Source organism: Streptomyces sp. NPDC056361 (genome assembly GCF_042262805.1).
Classification (GTDB): Bacteria; Actinomycetota; Actinomycetes; order Streptomycetales; family Streptomycetaceae; genus Streptomyces.
The window spans coordinates 15,437-35,332 of the sequence record NZ_JBHJQI010000022.1 but is presented as its reverse complement, the minus strand read 5'-3'; the positions used below and the strand labels follow the sequence as shown (position 1 = coordinate 35,332).

16 protein-coding genes are annotated in these 19,896 nt (G+C 74.3%); 6 read left to right on the top strand and 10 right to left on the bottom strand.

What is annotated here, in order from left to right:
- Positions 1 to 29 precede the first annotated feature (29 nt).
- The gene (locus tag ACFCY7_RS09915) at positions 30 to 1,631 is read right to left on the bottom strand and encodes a M48 family metallopeptidase (RefSeq protein ID WP_376483013.1); all 1,602 of its coding nucleotides are present in this window, start codon (positions 1,629 to 1,631) and stop codon (positions 30 to 32) included.
- Positions 1,632 to 1,775: 144 nt separating this feature from the next.
- Positions 1,776 to 2,885, bottom strand: coding sequence for a hypothetical protein (locus ACFCY7_RS09910; RefSeq protein ID WP_376483011.1), 1,110 nt, complete (start codon positions 2,883 to 2,885; stop codon positions 1,776 to 1,778).
- A gap of 72 nt (positions 2,886 to 2,957) precedes the next feature.
- Between ACFCY7_RS09910 and ACFCY7_RS09905 the strand changes: the two genes are divergently transcribed.
- Positions 2,958 to 4,112 (top strand): cystathionine gamma-synthase, encoded by a 1,155-nt coding sequence (locus ACFCY7_RS09905; protein WP_376483009.1) that lies wholly within the window; start codon positions 2,958 to 2,960, stop codon positions 4,110 to 4,112.
- Between the two features lie 192 nt (positions 4,113 to 4,304).
- Here ACFCY7_RS09905 and ACFCY7_RS09900 read toward each other — a convergent pair whose 3' ends face one another.
- The 3 genes from ACFCY7_RS09900 to ACFCY7_RS09890 all read right to left on the bottom strand — a co-directional run bounded on the left by ACFCY7_RS09900 (position 4,305) and on the right by ACFCY7_RS09890 (position 5,744).
- Positions 4,305 to 4,556 carry a hypothetical protein gene (locus tag ACFCY7_RS09900; protein ID WP_376483007.1) on the bottom strand — a complete coding sequence of 84 codons (252 nt, stop codon included), beginning with the start codon at positions 4,554 to 4,556 and terminating at the stop codon, positions 4,305 to 4,307.
- Positions 4,553 to 5,059, bottom strand: coding sequence for a sigma factor-like helix-turn-helix DNA-binding protein (locus tag ACFCY7_RS09895; protein ID WP_376483006.1), 507 nt, complete (start codon positions 5,057 to 5,059; stop codon positions 4,553 to 4,555). The genes ACFCY7_RS09900 and ACFCY7_RS09895 overlap by 4 nt, the downstream gene beginning before the upstream one ends.
- A gap of 91 nt (positions 5,060 to 5,150) precedes the next feature.
- On the bottom strand, positions 5,151 to 5,744 hold the full coding sequence (locus ACFCY7_RS09890; protein WP_376483004.1) for a MarR family winged helix-turn-helix transcriptional regulator: 594 nt from the start codon (positions 5,742 to 5,744) through the stop codon (positions 5,151 to 5,153).
- A gap of 146 nt (positions 5,745 to 5,890) precedes the next feature.
- On the opposite strand from ACFCY7_RS09890, the gene ilvA reads away from it, so the two are divergent.
- The 3 genes from ilvA (at position 5,891) to ACFCY7_RS09875 (ending at position 9,124) form a co-directional block, all read left to right on the top strand.
- On the top strand, positions 5,891 to 7,120 hold the full coding sequence (gene ilvA / locus ACFCY7_RS09885; protein WP_376483002.1) for a threonine ammonia-lyase: 1,230 nt from the start codon (positions 5,891 to 5,893) through the stop codon (positions 7,118 to 7,120).
- Positions 7,121 to 7,247: 127 nt separating this feature from the next.
- Positions 7,248 to 8,279 (top strand): ATP-binding cassette domain-containing protein, encoded by a 1,032-nt coding sequence (locus ACFCY7_RS09880; RefSeq protein ID WP_376483000.1) that lies wholly within the window; start codon positions 7,248 to 7,250, stop codon positions 8,277 to 8,279.
- Positions 8,276 to 9,124 carry an ABC transporter permease gene (locus ACFCY7_RS09875; RefSeq protein WP_376482998.1) on the top strand — a complete coding sequence of 283 codons (849 nt, stop codon included), beginning with the start codon at positions 8,276 to 8,278 and terminating at the stop codon, positions 9,122 to 9,124. The genes ACFCY7_RS09880 and ACFCY7_RS09875 overlap by 4 nt, the downstream gene beginning before the upstream one ends.
- A gap of 26 nt (positions 9,125 to 9,150) precedes the next feature.
- Here the strand turns inward: ACFCY7_RS09875 and ACFCY7_RS09870 are convergent, their stop codons facing one another.
- From ACFCY7_RS09870 to ACFCY7_RS09855, 4 genes are all read right to left on the bottom strand, one after another.
- Complete coding sequence (locus ACFCY7_RS09870) at positions 9,151 to 11,445, bottom strand: protein kinase (RefSeq protein ID WP_376482995.1); 2,295 nt, start codon at positions 11,443 to 11,445, stop codon at positions 9,151 to 9,153.
- Positions 11,446 to 11,449: 4 nt separating this feature from the next.
- Positions 11,450 to 14,008, bottom strand: coding sequence for a PQQ-binding-like beta-propeller repeat protein (locus ACFCY7_RS09865; protein ID WP_376482993.1), 2,559 nt, complete (start codon positions 14,006 to 14,008; stop codon positions 11,450 to 11,452).
- A 126-nt stretch (positions 14,009 to 14,134) separates the two neighbouring features.
- Entirely contained in the window at positions 14,135 to 14,632 is a 498-nt protein-coding gene (gene greA, locus ACFCY7_RS09860; protein ID WP_376482992.1) for a transcription elongation factor GreA, read from the bottom strand.
- A gap of 188 nt (positions 14,633 to 14,820) precedes the next feature.
- Complete coding sequence (locus ACFCY7_RS09855; protein WP_376482990.1) at positions 14,821 to 15,222, bottom strand: DUF4307 domain-containing protein; 402 nt, start codon at positions 15,220 to 15,222, stop codon at positions 14,821 to 14,823.
- A 99-nt stretch (positions 15,223 to 15,321) separates the two neighbouring features.
- Between ACFCY7_RS09855 and mca the strand changes: the two genes are divergently transcribed.
- A complete protein-coding gene (gene mca, locus ACFCY7_RS09850) occupies positions 15,322 to 16,203 on the top strand; it encodes a mycothiol conjugate amidase Mca (protein WP_376482988.1) in 882 nt (293 codons plus the stop codon).
- On the top strand, positions 16,196 to 16,441 hold the full coding sequence (locus ACFCY7_RS09845; RefSeq protein WP_376482987.1) for a hypothetical protein: 246 nt from the start codon (positions 16,196 to 16,198) through the stop codon (positions 16,439 to 16,441). The genes mca and ACFCY7_RS09845 overlap by 8 nt, the downstream gene beginning before the upstream one ends.
- A gap of 174 nt (positions 16,442 to 16,615) precedes the next feature.
- Here ACFCY7_RS09845 and ACFCY7_RS09840 read toward each other — a convergent pair whose 3' ends face one another.
- Positions 16,616 to 19,849 (bottom strand): tetratricopeptide repeat protein, encoded by a 3,234-nt coding sequence (locus tag ACFCY7_RS09840; protein ID WP_376482985.1) that lies wholly within the window; start codon positions 19,847 to 19,849, stop codon positions 16,616 to 16,618.
- Between the last annotated feature and the right edge of the window lie 47 nt (positions 19,850 to 19,896).

The following is a 19,896-nucleotide window of genomic DNA, read 5'->3' as shown; positions in this document are numbered from 1 at the left end:
GGGCCGGGTCGGCGAGCTGCGCCCGGTGGTCAGCCCTTGAGCAGCGTGCGCAGTGGTGCGGTGTCCGGCTGGTCGGTGATCGCCGCGTCCAGGGCGGCGGGGAGGGCGTCGGCGTAGCCGTCGGGGATGTGGAGGGAGGCGGGTTCCGACCAGGAGAGCTGCCAGCGGGCGCGGCCGTCCGTGGCGAGGACGGTCGTCGTGAGGCGGGCGAGTTCGCGCCGCAGCGAGGAGCGGGCGAACTCGCGGGCCGCGCGGCCGGTCGCGGCGTCGGCCTCCGCGGACATCGGCAGCCGGGCGACCACGTCCCAGGCCGTGCCCGCGTCGACGGCGTCGAGGAAGTCGTCGAGGAGGGAGGCGGGTTCACAGGAGGGTTCGCCCGTCGGCCGCAGCGCGGCGCGTACCGGTTCCGTGTCCAGGACGTACCGCGCGGTCATCGACTCGTGGACGAGGTCGGGCCAGTCGAGGCGGCGCATCAGCAGGGCCTCCGGGGCCAGGGTGGCCTCCTCGACGTCGACGAGCACCGCCTCGGGGGAGGTGAAGAGGTCGAACGCGGGGCGGGTCTCCTCGGCGCCGCGCCCGTCGTCGGGCAGGGCTTCGAGGAGGGCGACGCGTTCGGCGGCGGGAGGGTGGGAGTCGTACGGGGAGGCGGGTTCGGTGGGCAGGGCCGCCCACGTCCCGGCGAGTTCGTCGGCGCGGGCGTCGAGGAGCCGGCGCACCCCGCCGAAGACCTCCCCGCGCGGCGGCAGCATGCCGAACTCGACGCCGAGCGTGGCGTAGGCGCCGAGGTAGAACTCGTGCGCGGAGTCGAGGGCCGGGAGCGCGCGCAGCGCGGAGGCGGTGGCGTCGCGGCCGGCGATGCGGGCGGCGGCGAGGTCGGCGGCGAGCTCCTGGCGGCGGGAGCCGCTCTGGGTGGCGCGCATGCAGAAGCGGCCGTAGGCGGTGTAGATCCGGGCCATCGCGCGGTAGGTGAAGCCGACGCCGGTGGTGTCGACCTCGCGGGCGGACTTGCCCCGGGCGACCCGCTTGGCGGACTTCCTCTCCTGCCGGGCGCGCTCCTTGGCGACGGTGGCGCCGGACTTCTCCTCGAAGCGGTCGACGGTGCGGGCGACATGGACGCGGCAGCGTTCGGTGATCCCGGAGAGCCGGGTGTCGGAGTTCCCGTAGTGCCCGAGTTCGTGGGCGAGCACGGCGCGCAGCTGGGCCTCGGTGAGGCCGGCGACGAGGGGGAGGCCGAGGTAGAGGCGGCGGGTGCCGCCGAGGAGTCCGAGGAGGCGGGCCTCCTCGGTGACGGCCGCGTTCACGTCGGCGGTGAGCCAGATCTCGTCGGGCGCGCGGGTGCCGACCCGCTCGGCGAGTTCCCGTACGGCCGCCCAGAGCCGGGGCTCGTCGGCGTCGGTGACGGGGACGCCGGCGACCCCTTCGTCGCGGGGCGTCCGCAGTACGAGCATGCCGCGGACGACGGGCACCGCGAGCAGGGCGCTGACGACGTAGATCTTGAGCGCCCAGCCGGCCGGCGCCCACCGGTAGGCCGCCCAGTCCACGGCGCCGAGCGCGGCGAGCAGGGCGAGGCCGAGCAGATGGAAGCCGGCGATCAGGACGAGGGCGCGCAGCGCGCGCGGAGTTGCGCCCATCGGGCAGATTCCCCCCACGGGAACAGCGTGATGATCATATGAACGGTGGGGGCGGAGTATGTCCTACCGCGACGACCACCGTCCACGCCCCCACCCTCACCCGAGCCCCCAGCCCACTCCACCCCAGCCCACCCCACGCAGGGTCTACCGCGGCAGCGTTGCCGGGCTCCCGCCGTTCGCCTCGTAACCGGCGACCGCCAGGTTCCGGAAGAGCGTGTACATCTCCGCCGGGTCCGCGCTCAGCGTCCACGGCACCGCGCCCACGTGACCGTCGACCCGGACCAGCTGGTGCATGGCCTCGGCCCAGCGCTCGGCCCGCACCAGGAACCAGACGAGCAGGTGGCGGACGTGCGCGAGCATCGGGTCGTCGTGGCGGGCCGAGTGGACCGCGTACAGCGCGCCGTCGAGCGCCTTGGACACGACCGCCGTACGGAAGAAGTCCTGGACGAGGACGACCTCGGGCACGTGCTCGTGCACGGCGAAGAGCGGCAGCGCGGCGAGCAGCGAGCCGCGCGGGGCACGGGCGGCGGCCGTCGTCGCGAAGTGGTCGGCCTCCTCGCGGGAGCCGTGCCACTTCTCGCACCAGTAGTGCAGCGCCGCCAGGTGGGCGCCCATGTGCTCCGGCGCCCGGTCGATGACCTTCGCCCACACCTGGTCGAACTGCTCGTGGCTGTAACCGAGTCCGCGGGCCACGGCCAGCTCCACGATGTACGGCACGGGGTCGCCGGGCGCGAGCAGCGCGGCCTCGCCGCACACCTTCCGCGCCTCTTCGAGGATGATCCGGAAGTCGTCGGTCCCGGCCGACGAGGAGCGCCAGGCCTGCTGCACCAGGAACTCGGCGTGCACGGCCGCGCCGCCCGGGTCCTTGGGCGCGTCGGCCCGCCACGCCCGCAGCCACGCGCCGCCGACACCCGGCCTCTCCTGGAGTTCGAGGGAGGCGGCGCCCGCGAAGGCCTGGACGCGCTGCCAGCGCACCTCGCCCTCCTTGTCGGTGCCGGCGAGCAGCTGCGCCGCCGCCCGCCAGTCCTGGGTGGCCTGGACGACGTGGAGCACGTCGAGCAGGTCGTCGTCCGCGCCCGGGAGCCGGACGTCCTGGTCCTCCTGCCGGATGAACCCGTACGCCGCCGGGTCCGCCGCGTCCGGTGCCCCCGGCGCGACCACCTTGATCCCGCCGCCGCCGCGGCGGCGCAGCACGTAGGGGCCGAGGACGCCGAACAGCAGTCCGAGCGCGATCAGGAACCAGAGAATCTCCATGTGTCCATTGTCCAGGACACCCGATGAGACGATCGAGGCGCAGGGGTGTGCGCAGGACTACGCTCCTGACTCATGAGCGACCAGCACACCCATCAGAGCTTCGAGACCCGCGCTATCCATGCGGGCAACACCGCCGACCCGCTGACCGGCGCGGTCGTCCCGCCCATCTACCAGGTGTCCACCTACAAGCAGGACGGCGTGGGCGGGCTGCGCGGCGGATACGAGTACAGCCGCAGCGCCAACCCCACGCGCACCGCGCTGGAGGAGAACCTGGCGGCCCTGGAGGGCGGCCGGCGCGGCCTGGCCTTCGCCTCGGGCCTGGCCGCCGAGGACTGCCTGCTGCGCACGCTCCTCGCGCCCGGCGACCACGTCGTCATCCCGAACGACGCCTACGGCGGCACCTTCCGGCTCTTCGCCAAGGTCGTGCAGCGCTGGGGCGTCGACTTCTCGGTGGCGGACACCTCCGACGTCGAGTCGGTGCGGGACGCCGTCAACGACCGCACGAAGCTGATCTGGGTCGAGACCCCGTCGAACCCGCTCCTCGGCATCACCGACATCGAGGCCGTCGCGGGCGTCGCCCGCCAGGCCGGCGTGAAGCTCGTCGTCGACAACACCTTCGCCTCGCCGTACCTCCAGCAGCCGCTGGCGCTCGGCGCGGACGTCGTCGTGCACTCGCTCACCAAGTACATGGGCGGACACTCCGACGTCGTCGGCGGCGCCCTGGTGACGGCCGACGAGGCGCTCGGCGAGGAGCTCGCCTACCACCAGAACGCGATGGGCGCGGTCGCCGGGCCCTTCGACTCGTGGATCGTGCTCCGCGGCATCAAGACCCTCGCCGTGCGCATGGACCGCCACAGCGAGAACGCGGCGAAGATCGTCGAGATGCTGACCCAGCACCCGAAGGTCACCCAGGTCCTCTACCCGGGCCTCCCGGAGCACCCGGGCCACGAGGTCGCGGCCAAGCAGATGCGCTCCTTCGGCGGCATGATCTCCTTCCGCGTGGAGGGCGGCGAGGAGGCGGCGGTCGAGGTCTGCAACCGCGCGCAGCTCTTCACCCTGGGCGAGTCCCTCGGCGGCGTCGAGTCGCTCATCGAGCACCCCGGCCGCATGACGCACGCGAGCGTCGCCGGCTCCGCCCTGGAGGTCCCGGCCGACCTCGTCCGCCTGTCCGTCGGCATCGAGAACGTCGACGACCTCCTCGCGGACCTGCGCCAGGCGCTCGGCTAGTCGTCCGGACGGCCGGCCGTCCCACGGAGGGCCCGGACACCCGCGAGGACGTCCGGGCCCTCCGCAGTCCGGGCGGCGTCCGCATCGCTTCCGTACGGCGGTCCGTACGCCGCCCTTCGCTGTCCGTCGGCACCCGTTGCCGTCCGTCGCCGTCCGTCGCTTTCCGTCGGTATCCGTACTGGCCTGCCCCCGTCACCAGCCTTCGAGCGGTGGTGTCGTCTGCGCCGGCGGGGCCTCCCAGGGACGGGTCAGCGACGCCCACACCAGGAACGCCAGCGCGGCGAGCGCGCACGCCGTCCACAGCGCCCGGCGCACGCCGAGGGCGCGGCGGCGGAGTCGGGCCCCGCGCGCGGCGGCCCGCAGCGACAGGTCGCCGGGCACCGGTGGGTGCGGGGTGTCGAGCAGCCGGCGGACCGCCGCCTCCTTGTCCTCGTGGCGGCTCACGCGGCGGCTCCCGTGGTCCCGGTGCCGGGCCGCGCGGCGGCCCTCGGCGCGGGCCGCTTCGCGGCGGCCCGGAGCGTGGTGACGGAGCGGGCGCAGACGGCCCGGACGCGCGCCTCGGAGAGGCCGAGCAGGGCCGCGACCTGCTCCTCGGCCACGCCCTCGTACAGTCGGAGGACGACGACGAGCCGTTCCTGCGGGGTGAGGACGGAGAGCACCCCGCCGTGCCCGCCGTGGTGGCGCCAGGCGGTGCGCGCGAAGCGGGCGACGAGGTCGCGGCGGGTGAGGTCGTACGGGTCCTCGTCGTGCAGCCGGCCCCACACCGCGTACGTGTGCGCGAGCGCGGCGGTCAGCAGCCCCTGGGCGTACGGGTTGCGGGCGCGGGTCTCGGCGGTGAGCAGGGTCGCGGTGTGCAGCAGCCGGCCCGCCGCCCCGGCCACGAACGCGTCGAACTCCCGGGTGCGGTAGGCACGTTCGCGATCACGCCCGCTCGGCTGCTGTCCCACGTCCTCATATGAGGACAGCGGGCGGACGGGGTCAAGGGGTCGGTACCCACTCGGTCCGGTCCCCGGGCCCCGCCCGGCCCCGCATCGACGCCTACTCGGCCCCGGCCCCGCCCTCGGTACCGCTTTCGGCCCCCGACCCGGCCGCGGTCTCCGCCGCCGGAAGAGCCTGGCCCACGGGCCCCGTCTGACCCGCGGAGCCGTGGACCGCGTGCCCCGACTGCCGTGCGGACAAAGCGGTGTTGAAGCGGGTGAGGAGCGTGCAGAAGGACTCCCGCTCGTCCGGCGTCCAGCCCTCGGTCACCTCGACCATCAGCTGGCGGCGCGAGGAGCGGACCTCCTCCAGGCGGGCGAGGCCGCGCGGCGACAGCTGGAGCACGACCGCGCGCCCGTCCTCCGGGTGCGAGGTGCGCTTGACGAGGCCGGTGTCGACGAGCGGCGCGACCTGCCGGGTGACCGTGGACGAGTCGATCCCCATGCCCGCCGCGAGCGCCTTGACGCCCATCGGGCCTTCCTGGTCCAGCCTGTTGAGCAGGAGGTAGGCGGCCCGGTCCATGGAGTTGCGGAGCTGTCCCGTACCGCCGAGGCGGGTCTGCTCGGCCCGGCGGGCGAAGACGGCCACCTGGTGCTGGAGGGCGTCGAGGAGACCGGGGTCGAACTCAGTCGTCATGTCCTGAGATGTGGGCATGGCTGTGGGTCTCTCTCTGCGGGGGTGGTCGGTGTGGGGGACAGAGTACGCGGCCCCGACGGGGTCCGTACCGGGGCTGCGCAAACCCGCTGACGCACCTGTCGCCCGGGCGGCCACCAGGGCCGTGAGCTGCGAGACTTGATGTCATGAGCTTCCGTACGCGATACCCCTTGCACCATCTGATGCTGGACGACGTGCGCGGTGCGCAGAAGATGCTGTCCGGGGTGTCCCGGGTGACCGCCATGGAGGGCAGCCGCCATCTGACGTCCCTGGTGGGGGCACCGGTCCAGTTCAAGTGCGAGAACCTCCAGCGGACGGGCTCCTTCAAGCTGCGCGGGGCGTACGTGCGGATCGCCGGCCTGCGCCCCGAGGAGCGGGCGGCCGGGGTCGTCGCCGCCTCGGCGGGCAACCACGCGCAGGGCGTCGCGCTCGCGTCGAAGCTGCTCGGCGTGCACGCGACGGTGTTCATGCCGGTCGGCGCCCCGCTGCCGAAGGTCGCGGCGACCCGGGAGTACGGCGCCGACGTCCGGCTGCACGGCCACGTGGTCGACGAGACGCTCGCGGCGGCGGAGCGGTACGCCCAGGAGACCGGCGCGGTCTTCATCCACCCCTTCGACCACCCCGACGTCATCGCGGGCCAGGGCACCGTCGGCCTGGAGATCCTGGAGCAGTGCCCCGAGGTCAGGACGATCCTGGTGGGCATCGGCGGCGGCGGTCTCGCGGCCGGCGTCGGGCTCGCCGTGAAGTCGCTGCGCCCGGACGTGAAGGTGATCGGCGTCCAGGCGGAGGGCGCGGCCGCCTACCCGCCCTCGCTGGCCGCCGGGCATCCGGTGGTGATCGAGTCGCCGGTGACGATGGCGGACGGGATCAAGGTGGGACGGCCCGGCGACGTGCCGTTCGCGCTGGTCCAGGAGTACGTGGACGAGGTCCGCACGGTCTCCGAGGACGCCCTCTCCTCCGCCCTGCTGCTCTGCCTGGAGCGGGCGAAACTGGTCGTCGAACCGGCAGGAGCCAGCCCGGTGGCCGCCCTGCTCGCCGACCCGAAGGCCTTCCAGGGGCCGGTGGTCGCGGTCCTGTCCGGCGGCAACGTCGACCCGCTGCTCCTCCAGCGCATCCTGCGGCACGGCATGGCCGCCGGCGGCCGCTACCTCAGCCTGCGGCTGCGCGTGACCGACCGGCCGGGCGCGCTCGCGACCCTGCTCGCCGTCCTGACCGTGGTCGACGCGAACGTCCTGGACGTCGGCCACGTGCGCACCGATCCCCGCCTCGGCCTGACCGAGGCGGAGGTCGAGCTGCACCTGGAGACCAAGGGCCCGGAGCACTGCCGGGAGGTCGAGGACGCGCTCAGGGACGCCGGGTACACGGTCCTCGGCTGACCCGTACCCCTCCCCTCCGCACACCCCCCGGTGATCGTGTGACGCCGGTCACGAATTCACTGGGCACGGTGCGCCCCGCGCGCCTAGGATCGGACGGAAACGCCCGAATCTCCCCGGGAGAATTCCTATGCCAGGCGCGATCTACGCCGAGGGTCTGGTGAAGACCTTCGGAGACGTACGAGCACTGGACGGCGTCGACCTCGACGTGCCCGAGGGCACCGTCCTCGGCCTGCTCGGCCCGAACGGCGCGGGAAAGACCACCGCCGTGCGCGTCCTGACGACGCTGCTCCAGCCCGACAGCGGCCGGGCCCTCGTCGCCGGCATCGACGTCCTCAAGCACCCCAACGAGGTCCGCCGCTCGATCGGCCTGTCCGGCCAGTTCGCGGCCGTCGACGAGTACCTCACCGGCCGCGAGAACCTCCAGATGGTCGGCCGGCTCTACCAGATGAAGGCGAAGGCGGCGAAGGAGCGGGCCGGCGAACTCCTGGACCGGTTCGACCTCGCCGACGCCGCCGACCGCCCCGCCAAGACGTACTCCGGCGGCATGCGCCGCCGCCTCGACCTCGCAGCGGCCCTCGTCGTCTCCCCGCCGGTCATGTTCATGGACGAACCGACCACCGGACTCGACCCCCGCAACCGGCAGGCCCTCTGGGACGTCATCAAGGAGCTCGTCGCGGGCGGTACGACCCTGCTCCTCACCACCCAGTACCTGGAGGAGGCCGACCACCTCGCCCACGACATCTGCGTCATCGACCACGGCAAGGCCATCGCCCGCGGCACCGCCGACCAGCTCAAGGCCCAGACAGGCGGCGAGCGCGTCGAGGTCGTCGTCCAGCAGCCCGAGATGATCGACGGCGCCCGGGAGGTCCTCGCCCGCTACGGCATCGCCGGCCCCGGCCACGGCGAGGTGTCCGTGGAGGACCACATCCGCAAGCTCACCGTCCCCGTCGCCGGCGGCGCCAAGCTGCTCGCCGAGGTCATCCGGGACCTGGACGCCATCGGCGTCGAGATCGACGACATCGGCCTGCGCCGCCCCACCCTCGACGACGTCTTCCTCGCCCTCACCGGCCACGCGGCCGAGCGCGGCGAAGAGGAGGAGGTCGGCGCGGCGGACGCCGCCGGCAGGAGCCGGAAGGACCGGAAGGAGAAGGCCTCGTGACCTCCCTGACCGACACCCCCTCCGCGGCCCCGAAGCCGCGCGGAGGCATCGCCCAGTCGATCAACGACTCGCTGGTCGTCACCAAGCGCAACCTGATCCGGATGACCCGGATCCCGGAGATGGTCATCTTCGGGCTCATCCAGCCCGTGATGTTCGTCGTCCTCTTCAGCTACGTCTTCGGCGGCTCGATGAGCGTCGGCGGCAACACGGACCCCGCGGTCTACCGCGAGTTCCTGATGGCCGGCATCTTCGCCCAGACCGTCACCTTCGCCACCGCCGGAGCGGGCGCCGGGATCGCCGACGACATGCACAAGGGCCTCGTCGACCGCTTCCGCTCGCTGCCGATGGCCCGCGGCGCCGTCCTCACCGGCCGCACCCTCGCCGACCTCGTCCAGACCGCGCTGACCGTCGTGGTCCTCGCGATCGTCGGCCTCCTGGTCGGCTGGCGCATCCACAACGGCATCCCCAAGGCCCTCGGCGCCTTCGCCCTGCTCCTCCTCCTCGGCTACGCCTTCTCGTGGATCGGCGCCCTCATCGGCCTCTCGGTCCGCACCCCCGAGGCCGCCACCTCCGGCGGCCTGATCTGGCTCTTCCCGGTCACCTTCGTGTCCAACGCCTTCGTCGACCCCAGCATGATGGCCTCCTGGATCCGCCCGATCGCCGAATGGAACCCCTTCAGCGCCACCGTCCAGGCCTGCCGCGAACTCTTCGGCAACCCCGGCGTCGTCCAGTCCGACGCCTGGCCGATGCAGCACGCGGTCTGGGCGTCGATCATCTGGTCGGTCCTGATCGTCGCGGTCTTCCGCGGCCTGTCGGTGCGGAAGTACCGCTCGGCGACGGTGTGAGCCCCGGCCTCCCCCGCCCGAGCGGGTCAGGGGAGGTAACCGGAGAGGACGAGGCCGTCGGGGAGGGCGAGGAAGACCGCCCCTCCGGCGGCCAGCGCGTCCCCGCCCGACTGCGGAGTGGGGGCGTCGTCCGGGGGGTTGGGCCGGTACTCGCCGATGTCGTCGCCGGTGGCGGGCCCGGACGCCGGATAGGTCACCACCCGGTCCTCCGACACGGCCACGACCCGGTCCCCGGCGAAGTACACCCGGTCTGTCGAGGCCCCGGCGTCCGCCCGCCACCGCTCCCGCCCGGTCCTCAGGTCGTACGTGACCAGGTCCCCGGTGCCGTCGACCAGCGCGACGAGGCCGTCCGCGCGCACGGCCGGCCCGGCCGTGGCCGTGCCCCCGCCGCCGCCCAGGGTGCGCAGCGGCTTCAGCGTGCGGGCGTCGAGGACCGCGACCGCCCCGTCCGCGCGCCCCGCGCAGAGGACGCTCCCGCTCTTCTCGTGCATCGCGAAGGTGCCGCAGCCCTCCCTCACCCGGATCGGGTCCCGGCCCGTGCCGGCGTCGAACGCCACCGACTCGTCCGAGCCGAACGCGACGAGCACCTTCCCCGCGCCCACGACGAGTTCCTCCGGCACCCCGTCGAGCGGCGCGCTCCACAGCTGCTTGCGGTCCTTGAGCCGTACGGCGGTGACGAGCCCGGTGCCTTCCTTCCGGATGCCGAAGTACGTCGAGTACAGGACGCCGTCGACGAGATCGGTGTGCTTGATGCCCCAGTCGCCCTCCGGCCCCGGGATCCGGCCCTGCGCCTTGCCGTCGGCGAGCCCGTAGACGGCGACCCCGTTCATGTCCGTCACGTACACGGCGTCGTCGACGATCGCCGGGTACTTGGGTCCGCTGAGGTCGCTCCCCTCCTGGGCGGGCACCTTCCACATCTGCTTGCCGTCCGCCGCGCCGAGTCCGGTCACCGCCCCGGCGTTGCCGGGGCACACCAGCACCTTCGGCGAGAGGGCGCAGGCGCCGACCCCCGGATCCACCTCGGCGGTCCAGGGCGCCCAGCCGGCCGGGCGGTGGGAGCGGTCGGTGCCGGCCTTGCCGAAGTCGTTGGTGTGGCCAGCGGAGCCGTACGGCAGGACGACCCGACTCAACGCGACGGGGGCCGAGGTGCCGGGTCCGGTACTGGTCCCGGGCGGTGACCCGGCGGCCCCGCCGGTGGACGTACCGCCCTCCCCGCCGCCCCGGTTCACGAGCACCACGCCCACCGTCGCCACCACGGCCACCGCCACCGCGCCCGCCACGACCGCGCCCCAGGGGCGGCGCCGGACAGGGGCGGCCGGGACCACCGGCCGGTCGGTCATGGCGGTGGGGGAGTACGGGACCACCGGGCCGAGCGTCGGCAGGTCCGCCACGCCCGCGCCGGAGGCCGCCGCCTCCCCGACGCTCCGGGCCGCCTCCCCGTACCCGGCGAGCAGCGACAGCACCCCACCGGGCCAGGGGAAGACCTCGGGCGCCTCCTCGCCGCCGAGGAGCGCGACCAGCTCCGCCGCCGACGGCCGCTCGGCCGGGTCGAGCCGCAGGCAGCGCTCCACCACCGGACGCAACTCGTCGGGCACGCCGGCCAGTTCGGCCTCGGCCCGGCTGATCCGGTAGATCACCGCGGCCATCTCGTCGTCGTGGAACGGCCCTCGGCCGCTCGCCGCGAACGCGAGCACCGCGCCCAGGCAGAACACGTCGGAGGCCGGCACCACGGCCCGGCTTCCCACCAGGTGCTCCGGCGACATGAACCCGGGCGAGCCCACCACGAGTCCGGTCGACGTCAGCGCCGTCGCCTCGAAGGCCTGCGCGATGCCGAAGTCGATGAGCTTCGGCCCGGCCGCGCCGAGCAGCACGTTCGCCGGCTTGAGGTCCCGGTGCAGCACCTCCACCCCGTGCACCGCGGCCAGCGCCCCGGCGAGCGCGGCCCCGAGGGCCCGCACGGCGGCCACGGGCAGCGCCCCGGACCGTACGACGGCCTCCGCGAGCGACGGCCCCGGCACGTACTCCGTCGCCAGCCACGGCGAGGGCGCGTCGGCGTCCGCGTCCACGAGTCGCGCCACCCCGGGCCCGTCCACCGTCCGCGCCGCCGCGATCTCCCGCCGGAACCGCGTCCGGAAGTCCGCGTCGACCTCCAGCTCCTCCCGTACGGTCTTCACCGCGACCATCCGGTACGGGTCGGCCGTCGGCGCGTCCGCCGGGCACGCGAGGTGCACTTCGCCCATGCCGCCCGCGCCGATGCGGGCGAGCAGCCGGTAGGGGCCGACGAGACGCGGGGGCTGCCCGGCGGGCATCGCTTCCAGCACCGGACTACTCCTTCTCGCCGGGGAGTTCGACGGCCGCGACGACGCCCTTGTCGAAGATGACGTACGCGATCCCGCCCACGGGCAGCACCTCCGGCTGCCTGATCTGCTTGTGGATGAACTCGCCGTAGTTCGGGTCGTAGTTGTCCTCCTCGGCGCGCGGTCCCGGCGCTCCGGGCACCGGCGTGACCTCGATCCCGCCCGGCTTGCCGTCGGCGGCGAGCCGCACGGAGTAGAGCGACGAGTAGTCGGCGTACACGACCCGGTCGCCCGCGAGCAGCGGGGTGGACCAGCTCTGGGCCAGGCCGGCCGGGGCCGCCTTGAGCGGGAAGGAGGCGAGCGTCTCGCCGGTGCGCGGGTCGAGGATCCGCAGGCCCTTGTCCCAGGCCACGACGGCGTGCGGGCCGACCGCCGTGGGCGCGGCCTTGCCGAGCGGGCCGGGCAGCGACGCCTTCGTGGCGAGGGTACGGGCGTCGAGCAGGTGCAGGTCCGTGCCGGAGTCGGTGCCGTATCCGGCTTCGGCGCAGTACGCCGACGTGCCCGACACCTTGAGCTCGTGGCACGCCTTGGCGTCCGGGTCGACCTGTCCGAGCAGCGTGCCCTGCTTCCCGTCGTACGCCACGAGCCCGCCCTGGCTGAGGGCGTAGACGACGCCCCGGGCGTAGGCGACCGGTTCGTACGACTGGCGCTCGGCGGAGGAGATCACCTCGTTGGTGAGTTCCTTCGACCAGAGTTCCCGCCCGTCTGCCAGGGAGAACGCCGTCAGCGCGGAGCGGGTGGAGGTCACGTCGCGCGTCACCTCCGTGGCCGCGAAGACCATTCCGTCGGCGACGACGGGCCGTGTGACCCAGAAGCCCTGCGGCCCCATGGCCGGCTTCTTCCAGCGCACCGCTCCCGTGCGCGCGTCACGGGCCTGGAGCGACGCGCCGGAGACGAGGACGACCGTCCCGTCGTGGACCGTGGGGCGCGTGGCCTCCCCGGCCGTGAAGGGGTATCCGGTGGGGCTGATGTACGTCTCGCCGGGCGTGTCCTTCGCCCGCGCGACGTCCCACAGCTTCTTCCCGCTCGCCGGGTCCAGCGCCTCGTACCGCCCGTCCGTCGTCCGGCACACCAGCACCTTGTCGCCGGCCGAGCAGCCGAACGCCGGGGCGGTCAGCTTGGTGTGCCAGGACTTCCAGCCCGCCGGCCGCTGGGCGGCGTTCTGCGGGACGACCCCGGAGGCGTCGGCGAGGCCCCGGTCGTCGACGCCCGGGACGCGGGGTCCGGCGGGCGGGGCGGCCTTGGCGGGGGCCTGCGGCTTCCCCGGCTCCGGCCACAGGAGGTACGTGCCGATGCCGCCGGCCACGACGGCCAGGGCCAGCGCGGCGGCCAAGAGCCGCCCCCGGCGTCGGCGCGGCGGGCCGAGGGGCGCGTCGGGGCGGGCGACCGGCCCGAGCGTGGGTACGGAGTGCAGGCCGGGGAAGGCCGGGTTGACGACCGGCCCGGACGCGGGGGCCGCCTCCAGGAGGGGCCCGCCCGAGGCCACCAGCTGGGCGAGCTCCCGCCCGTACTCGCCGATGTGGTCGCGTACGGCCTCCGGCCACGGGAAGACCTTCGCCGGGGCGCCGGGCGCGAGCAGCTCCGCGAGCCGCTCGGGCGTCGGCCGGGCCTCCGGGTCGAGGGCCAGGCAGGCGGCGACGGTCCCGCGCAGCTCGTCCGGCACCCGGCTCAGGTCGGCCTCGGCCTGCGAGACGCGGTGGAGGACGGCGGCCAGTGGTCCGTCGCCGAACGGGTCCTCGCCGGTCGCCGCGTAGCAGAGGAGCGAGCCGAGGCAGAAGACGTCGGACGCGGCGGTCACGTGCCGGGCCCCGGCCACGTGCTCCGGGGACATGAAGGACGGCGTGCCGACCATCAATCCGGTGGCGGTCATGGTGGTGGCGGTGTTGCTGCGGGCGATGCCGAAGTCGATGAGGCGGGGGCCGTCGACGGAGAGCATGACGTTGCCGGGCTTGAGGTCCCGGTGCAGGACCTCGGCCCGGTGCAGGTCGGCCAGGGCCCGGGCGACGTCCGCGCCGAGCGCCCGCACGGCGGCGGCGGGCAGCACGCCGCCGCGCCGCACGGCCTGGGCGAGGCTGGGCCCGGGCACGTACGCGGTGGCCAGCCAGGGCACTTCCGCGTCGGCGTCGCCGCCGACGGGCGCGGCCGCGTACGGGCTGTCGACGAGCCCGGCGATCCTGATCTCGCGCCGGAAGCGGTCCCGGAAGGCCGGGTCCCCGGCCACGTCGCGCCGGACGGTCTTCACGGCGACGAAGACACCGGTCACCGGCCGGCCGGCGCCGGCGGCCCGGGCCCCGGACCCGACGCCGGACCCGGACCCGGACCCGACGCCGGCCCCCGACTCGACGTCCGGCCCGGTCCCGCCCCCCGACTCGGCGTCCGGCCCGGCCCCGCCCCGCGTCTCGGCCGGTTCGGCGGCCCGCCCGAGGAACACCTCGCCCATGCCGCCGGCGCCGAGCCGGGCGAGCACCTCGTACGGTCCGATCTGTCGTGGCGCGCCCTCGCGCAGCGGTCCCAGCACCTCGTCCATCCCCCCTGCAGACGTGTGACGTGACGTGACGTGTGTGACGCGACGTCAGGCCGCATCATTGCATGTGCATGCAGCACGAAGGGCCGGCCCCGATGGGGGGCCGGCCCTTCGTGGAAGGAGTGCGGATCAGCCGGTGTACGGCTTGGCGCTGAGGATCTTCACCGTGGCCTTCTTGCCGTTCGGCAGCTCGTACTCCGCGTCGTCACCGGCCTTCTTGCCGTTGACGCCGACGCCGAGCGGCGACTGCGGCGAGTACGTCTCGATGTCGTCGCTCGCGTACTCGCGGGAGGCGAGCAGGAAGGTCATCGTGTCGTCCTCGTCGCCGTCGAAGGCGATCGTCACGACCATGCCGGGCTCGACGATGCCGTCGTCCGCCGGGGCCTCGCCGACCTTGGCGTGCTGGAGCAGCTGGGTGAGCTGGCGGATGCGGAGCTCCTGCTTGCCCTGCTCCTCCTTGGCCGCGTGGTACCCGCCGTTCTCGCGCAGGTCGCCCTCTTCGCGTGCCGCGGCGATCTTGACGGTGATCTCGGTACGCGCGGGACCAGACAGGTACTCAAGCTCGTCCTTGAGCTTGTTGTACGCCTCCTGGGTGAGCCAGGTGACGTTGTCGCTGGTCTGGGTCACGGGTGCTCCTCGTAGGTACTGGGAATACAAAGCATCGCCCTACGCGGAATGCATGGCGTCCCGGGTGGGCGAAAGCACGAGCCTAACAATGAGTGGCGAAAAGCGGGAGGACATAAACCATCAAGATGGCGTCACCCCAGGTCACGGTGGTGACCCGCCGGGACTCGTCACCCGGTCCCTACCCACCGCTACGGCGCCGTACACCCGATCAGTTCGGCGCTGGTCGCACGGGCGGTGGTGCGGAGCGAGACGACGGTGTCGACCCGGGTGGCGGGGTCGTCGATCCGGACGTCCTTGCGGGCCACCTCGGCCCCGTCCTCGGCGCGGGAGCGCAGGGTGCAGACGCCCTCGACGCCCTCGTCCTTGCGGACCTCCAGGTGGACCTGGACCTCGGTGTCGCTCACCACGTCGAACTTGATCATCTCGGCGCTGATCTTGTTGTCGACGACGTAGTACCAGCCGAACCAGCCCATCAGCGCGAGGAAGAGGACGCCGAGCACGGCGCCGATGATCCTGAGCTTGCGGTCGGCCCGCTCGTCCGCGGAGCGCCCGTAGCGCCCCTCGGGCAGCTGCTCTCGCACCGCGCTCATGATCGATCCTCTCGAAGCCGGGGGTGGCGGAATTTTCGCTCCCCCGATTCCGTCACTATAGAGAACCTGGCTCCGCGTCGAATCACTGAGGATCGAGTCTTGACTGAGCAGCTGCGACTGATGGCCGTTCACGCCCACCCCGACGACGAGTCGAGCAAGGGTGCGGCGACGATGGCCAAGTACGTGTCCGAGGGGGTGGACGTCATCGTGGTGACGTGCACGGGCGGCGAGCGCGGCTCGGTCCTGAACCCCCAGCTTCAGGGCGACCCCTACATCGAGGAGAACATCCACGAGGTCCGCCGCAAGGAGATGGACGAGGCCCGCGCGATCCTCGGCGTCTCCCAGGAGTGGCTCGGCTTCGTCGACTCGGGCCTGCCCGAGGGTGACCCGCTGCCCCCGCTGCCGGAGGGCTGCTTCGCCCTGGAGGACGTGGACACGGCCGCCGGCGCGCTGGTCCGCAAGATCCGCTCCTTCCGTCCACAGGTCGTCACGACCTACGACGAGAACGGCGGCTACCCGCACCCCGACCACATCATGACCCACAAGATCACGATGGTGGCCTTCGACGGCGCGGCCGACGCGGAGAAGTACCCGGAGGCCGAGTTCGGCCCGGTCTGGCAGCCCCTGAAGCTCTACTACAACCAGGGCTTCAACCTCCCCCGCACCACCGCCCTCCACGAGGCGCTCATCGGCCGCGGCCTGGAGTCCCCCTACGCGGAGTGGATCGACCGCATGAAGGAGTTCGAGCGCAAGCCCCGCACGCTGACCACCTTCGTGCCCTGCGCCGACTTCTTCGAGACCCGCGACAAGGCCCTGATCGCCCACCGCACCCAGATCGACCCCGACGGCGGCTGGTTCCGGGTCCCGCTGGAGATCCAGAAGGAGGTCTGGCCGACGGAGGAGTACGAGCTCAGCAAGGCGCTGGTCCCGACCTCCCTCCCCGAGGAAGATCTCTTCGCGGGCATCCGCGACAATGCCTGACATGAGCGCACACCTGGCACTGACCCAGCTTGTCCCCTTCGCCGCCGAAGAGCTGGACAAGAACAAGGTGACCCCCGGCGTCCTCGGCTTCGTCGTCTTCGCGGCCCTGGCCCTCGCGGTCTGGATGCTGATGAAGTCGATGAACCGGCACATGGGCAAGGTCTCCTTCGAGGAGGCCCCCGACCCGGCCGCCGAGGGGACCACCCCGGCCACGCCGACGGGCACCTCCGCCAAGTGACCGCACCGCCCCCCGTCCCGTACCCCACCGGTACGGGACGGGGGGCGGTTCCGTGCGGCCCCGCGGGGCGCGCCCTCCCGACCGGGCCGACCCCGGCCCGACGAGGCCCGCCCCAGGCCCTGTCCGGAAGTCCCACCTGGCTCGCGGCAGACGGCTCTACTTTCCGGACAGGCCCTAAGCCCCCGGCACCCCCAGCACCTCACGGGCGTGCCGGTTCGGCACCATGCCCAGGTCCCAGGCCTGCCAGGGCGCCGACGCGGGGACGCCCCGGCCGAGCACGACGGCGTAGGCCTCGGCGCAGTCGTCGAGCCGCGGGTCACGGGCCGGATGCCGGTCGGCGACCAGCGCGGCCAGCTCCTCGCGGGCCGACGCCGTCCCCGGCTCCGGGGCGCCCGGAGCCGCGTGGGGCAGCAGGGTGCAGCGCAGGAAGCGGGCCCAGTCGGCGCCCCGCAGGTCGCCGTACGTGCCGAACAGGGCGCGCGCCTCGTCGCACAGGCCCAGCGCCTGCGGCACGCGCGCGTTGCCCGCGTCGATGATCGCGAGCTCCAGGCACGTCCAGGCCTCCCCGTGGGCCACCCCGATCCGGTGGAAGTCCGCCCGCGCGTCCACCAGGAGCTGCCGGGCGAAGCCCGAGTTGCGCAGCCCGCCCGTGCGGGCCGCGAGCTGGTCCCGGGTGACCCGGCCCGAGTGGTGCCGGGCACTGGCCAGGCCGTACACGTCCCGCATCCGGGAGAACATCGTCCGGGCCCGGCCCAGCTCCCGCACCGCCTCGTCACGGTCGCCGCGCTCCTCCAGGGCGTGCCCCAGGTGGTAGAGCGTCCACGCCTCGCCCCGCGCGTCCTCCTGCTCGCGGTGCCGGGCGAGCGCCCCGCGCAGCTCCTCGACCGCCGGCTCCGCGTCCCCGGCCGCCAGCCGCGCCCGGGCGAGCTGGGTCAGTGCCCACGCCTCGCCGCGCCCGTCGTGGATGCGCCCGTAGCCGTCGAGGGCGCCCCGCAGCTCGCCCTCGGCACCCGCCACGTCGCCCCGCAGCAGCAGCACCTGGCCCCGCTGGAAATGCGCCCAAGCCTCGCCGTGCGGGGACTCGTGCTCCCGGTGCAGGGCCAGCGACCGGTCGAGCAGGGTCGCCGCCTCCGCCAGGTTCCCCCGGTCCCGCTCCACGGCGGCGAGCGCGTGCAGCGTCCACCCCCGGTCGGCGGCGAGCTCCGCAGGCTCCTGGAGGGCGAGCGCCTCCCGCAGCCGCGCCGCCGCCTCCGCGAGCCGCCCCTGGTGGTGCAGGGTGATGCCGAGCGAGCAGAGCGCGAGCGCCGCCCCCGGGTCCTGCCGGGCCTCCTGGTAGAGCGAGACGACGGACGTGAGCGTCGTCCGCGCCTTGTCGAGCTCGCCGAGCTGCCGGGCCGCGATGCCGGTCCGCCACTGCACCGAGCGGGACAGCTGGCCCTGCCCGACGGACTCGGCCAGCTCGTTGATCTCGCCGAGCCGGTAGAGGTCGCCGCGCAGCAGGCAGTAGTCGCACAGCGCGCCCAGCAGCCCCAGGACGGTCTGCTGGTCGACGCCCTCCGCGTGCCGCAGCGCCGCCGTGATGAAACTGGTCTCCTCGTCGAGCCAGCTCAGGGCCGCCTCCAGGGACCCGAAGCCGTGCCCGTCGAACCGGTCGGCGCGCGTCGACATCTTGCCGTCGACCATCCGGATCACCGCGTCCGCCAGCTCCGCGTAGTTGCGGATCAGCCGCTCCTGCGCGGCCGCGACCTCCGTCGCGTCCTCCTCGTCCAGGAGCCGGACCGCAGCGAAACCGCGCACCGCGTCGTGCAGCCGGTACCGCTCGCCCCGCACGTGGTCGAGCAGCCCCGCGTCGGCCAGCTCCCGCAGCAGCCGCGCCCCCTCCGGCCCGTCCGCGTCGAGCAGCGCCCCCGCCGCGGCCGCCCCCAGCGACGCCCGCCCGGCCAGCGCGAGCCGCCGGAGCAGCCGCCGGGCGTCGTCGCCGAGACCGGCGTGGTAGCGCGCGGACAGGGCGCGCCCGACGGGATCGGCCTCCCACCCCGGACGCGCGAGCAGCTCCGCGAGCTCGTCCATCGCGCGCCGCCCGAGCTGGGAGCCCGTCACCCGCAGCGCCAGCGGGAGCCCGCCGCACAGCTCCCGGATCCGCTCGGCGGCGGCCGCGTCGTACGGCCCCGGGTCGGGCGCCCCCGCCGCGGCCCGCAGCAGTTCCTCCGCCCCGGCCGCGTCCAGTGCCGCCACCGGCAGCGCGTGCACCTCGGCCGGTACGTCGGGGCCCAGGTCCAGCGGCTCCCGGCAGGTCACCAGGACCAGGCTGTCGGAGCGCTCCGGCAACAGCGCCCGCACCTGGGCCGCGTCCACGGCGTCGTCCAGGATCACCGTCACCGGCACCCCGGTCAGCTGCCGCTGGTACAACTCCGCCAGCCGCGCCACCTGTTGGTCGGCCGTCGAGCCCTCCCGGAACAGCAGCCGGTCGCGCGGCGCGCCCAGCCGGTTCAGCAGGTGGAGCAGTGCCTCGCGGGTCGACACCGGCCGCTCGCCGGTCGCGGCGCCCCGCAGGTCCACCACGCACGCCCCGCGGAATTGGTCCCGCAGCGCGTGGGCCGCCCGCACCGCGAGCGCCGTCCGCCCGGCTCCCGGCTCGCCGTGCAGCAGCACCACCGTCGGCCGGGTCACCGCCGACGCCCGCCCCGCCTGCACCCACCGCGTGATCCGGGCCAGCTCCTCCCGCCGCCCCGCGAACACCCCGCCCGGGTCCGGCAGATGGCCGAACGACCGCTCCAGTACGGCGCGCCGCCGGGCCGCCGCACTCCGGTCGGCGCCCCTCAGCCGGTCGCCCCGCACCTGCCGCGGCACCGTCACGGTGACGTCCGGCGGGGCGGCCGCCCGCTGCCGCTCCAGGAACGGCCGCACGCCCCGCTTCTCCAGGGCGGTCAGCCACTCCGCCCTCAACTCGTCCACAGCGGCGGGCAATTCACCGGAGGCGATCGGCCGGGGCCCGGCCGTCACCTTCAGCACGGTCGCCGCCGCGCCGGCCACCGCCACCACCGCGCCCGCGCCGAACGCCGTCCCCGTCGCCGTGCCGAGCGCCAGGTCCGCGCCGACAGCGGCGGCCGCCGCGACCCCGGCGACCAGCGCCGGAGCGCTCACCGCGGGCCCGGTGAAACGATCCGCCCACCGCCGCCGCCCGACACCCGGCGTCCCCGTCGGCACCTCCGAGGCCTCCAGGGCCGCCAGGAACGCCGCGTACTCCGCCGCCGCGTCCGCCGCCATCGACTCCAGCGCCGCCCGGCCCCGCGCGAGCAGCACCTCGGCGGACGGCAGGACGCCGGCCCGCCCGCCCGAGCCCCGTATCTCCTCCGCGACCAGCCGCTCCAACAGCCGCTCGGCCACGGCCCGATGACTCTCCCGCATGTGCGTCCCCCTCCGCGCGCGCCGGCGAACCCGGCCCCGAGTCGTCC

Bases quoted from the DNA above. Each gene is read 5' to 3' on its own strand.
- ACFCY7_RS09915 (WP_376483013.1), bottom strand. From the start codon at position 1,631: ATGGGCGCAACTCCGCGCGCGCTGCGCGCCCTCGTCCTGATCGCCGGC.
- ACFCY7_RS09910 (WP_376483011.1), bottom strand. From the start codon at position 2,885: ATGGAGATTCTCTGGTTCCTGATCGCGCTCGGACTGCTGTTCGGCGTC.
- ACFCY7_RS09905 (WP_376483009.1), top strand. From the start codon at position 2,958: ATGAGCGACCAGCACACCCATCAGAGCTTCGAGACCCGCGCTATCCAT.
- ACFCY7_RS09890 (WP_376483004.1), bottom strand. From the start codon at position 5,744: ATGCCCACATCTCAGGACATGACGACTGAGTTCGACCCCGGTCTCCTC.
- ilvA (WP_376483002.1), top strand. From the start codon at position 5,891: ATGAGCTTCCGTACGCGATACCCCTTGCACCATCTGATGCTGGACGAC.
- ACFCY7_RS09880 (WP_376483000.1), top strand. From the start codon at position 7,248: ATGCCAGGCGCGATCTACGCCGAGGGTCTGGTGAAGACCTTCGGAGAC.
- ACFCY7_RS09865 (WP_376482993.1), bottom strand. From the start codon at position 14,008: ATGGACGAGGTGCTGGGACCGCTGCGCGAGGGCGCGCCACGACAGATC.
- ACFCY7_RS09855 (WP_376482990.1), bottom strand. From the start codon at position 15,222: ATGAGCGCGGTGCGAGAGCAGCTGCCCGAGGGGCGCTACGGGCGCTCC.
- ACFCY7_RS09845 (WP_376482987.1), top strand. From the start codon at position 16,196: ATGCCTGACATGAGCGCACACCTGGCACTGACCCAGCTTGTCCCCTTC.
- ACFCY7_RS09840 (WP_376482985.1), bottom strand. From the start codon at position 19,849: ATGCGGGAGAGTCATCGGGCCGTGGCCGAGCGGCTGTTGGAGCGGCTG.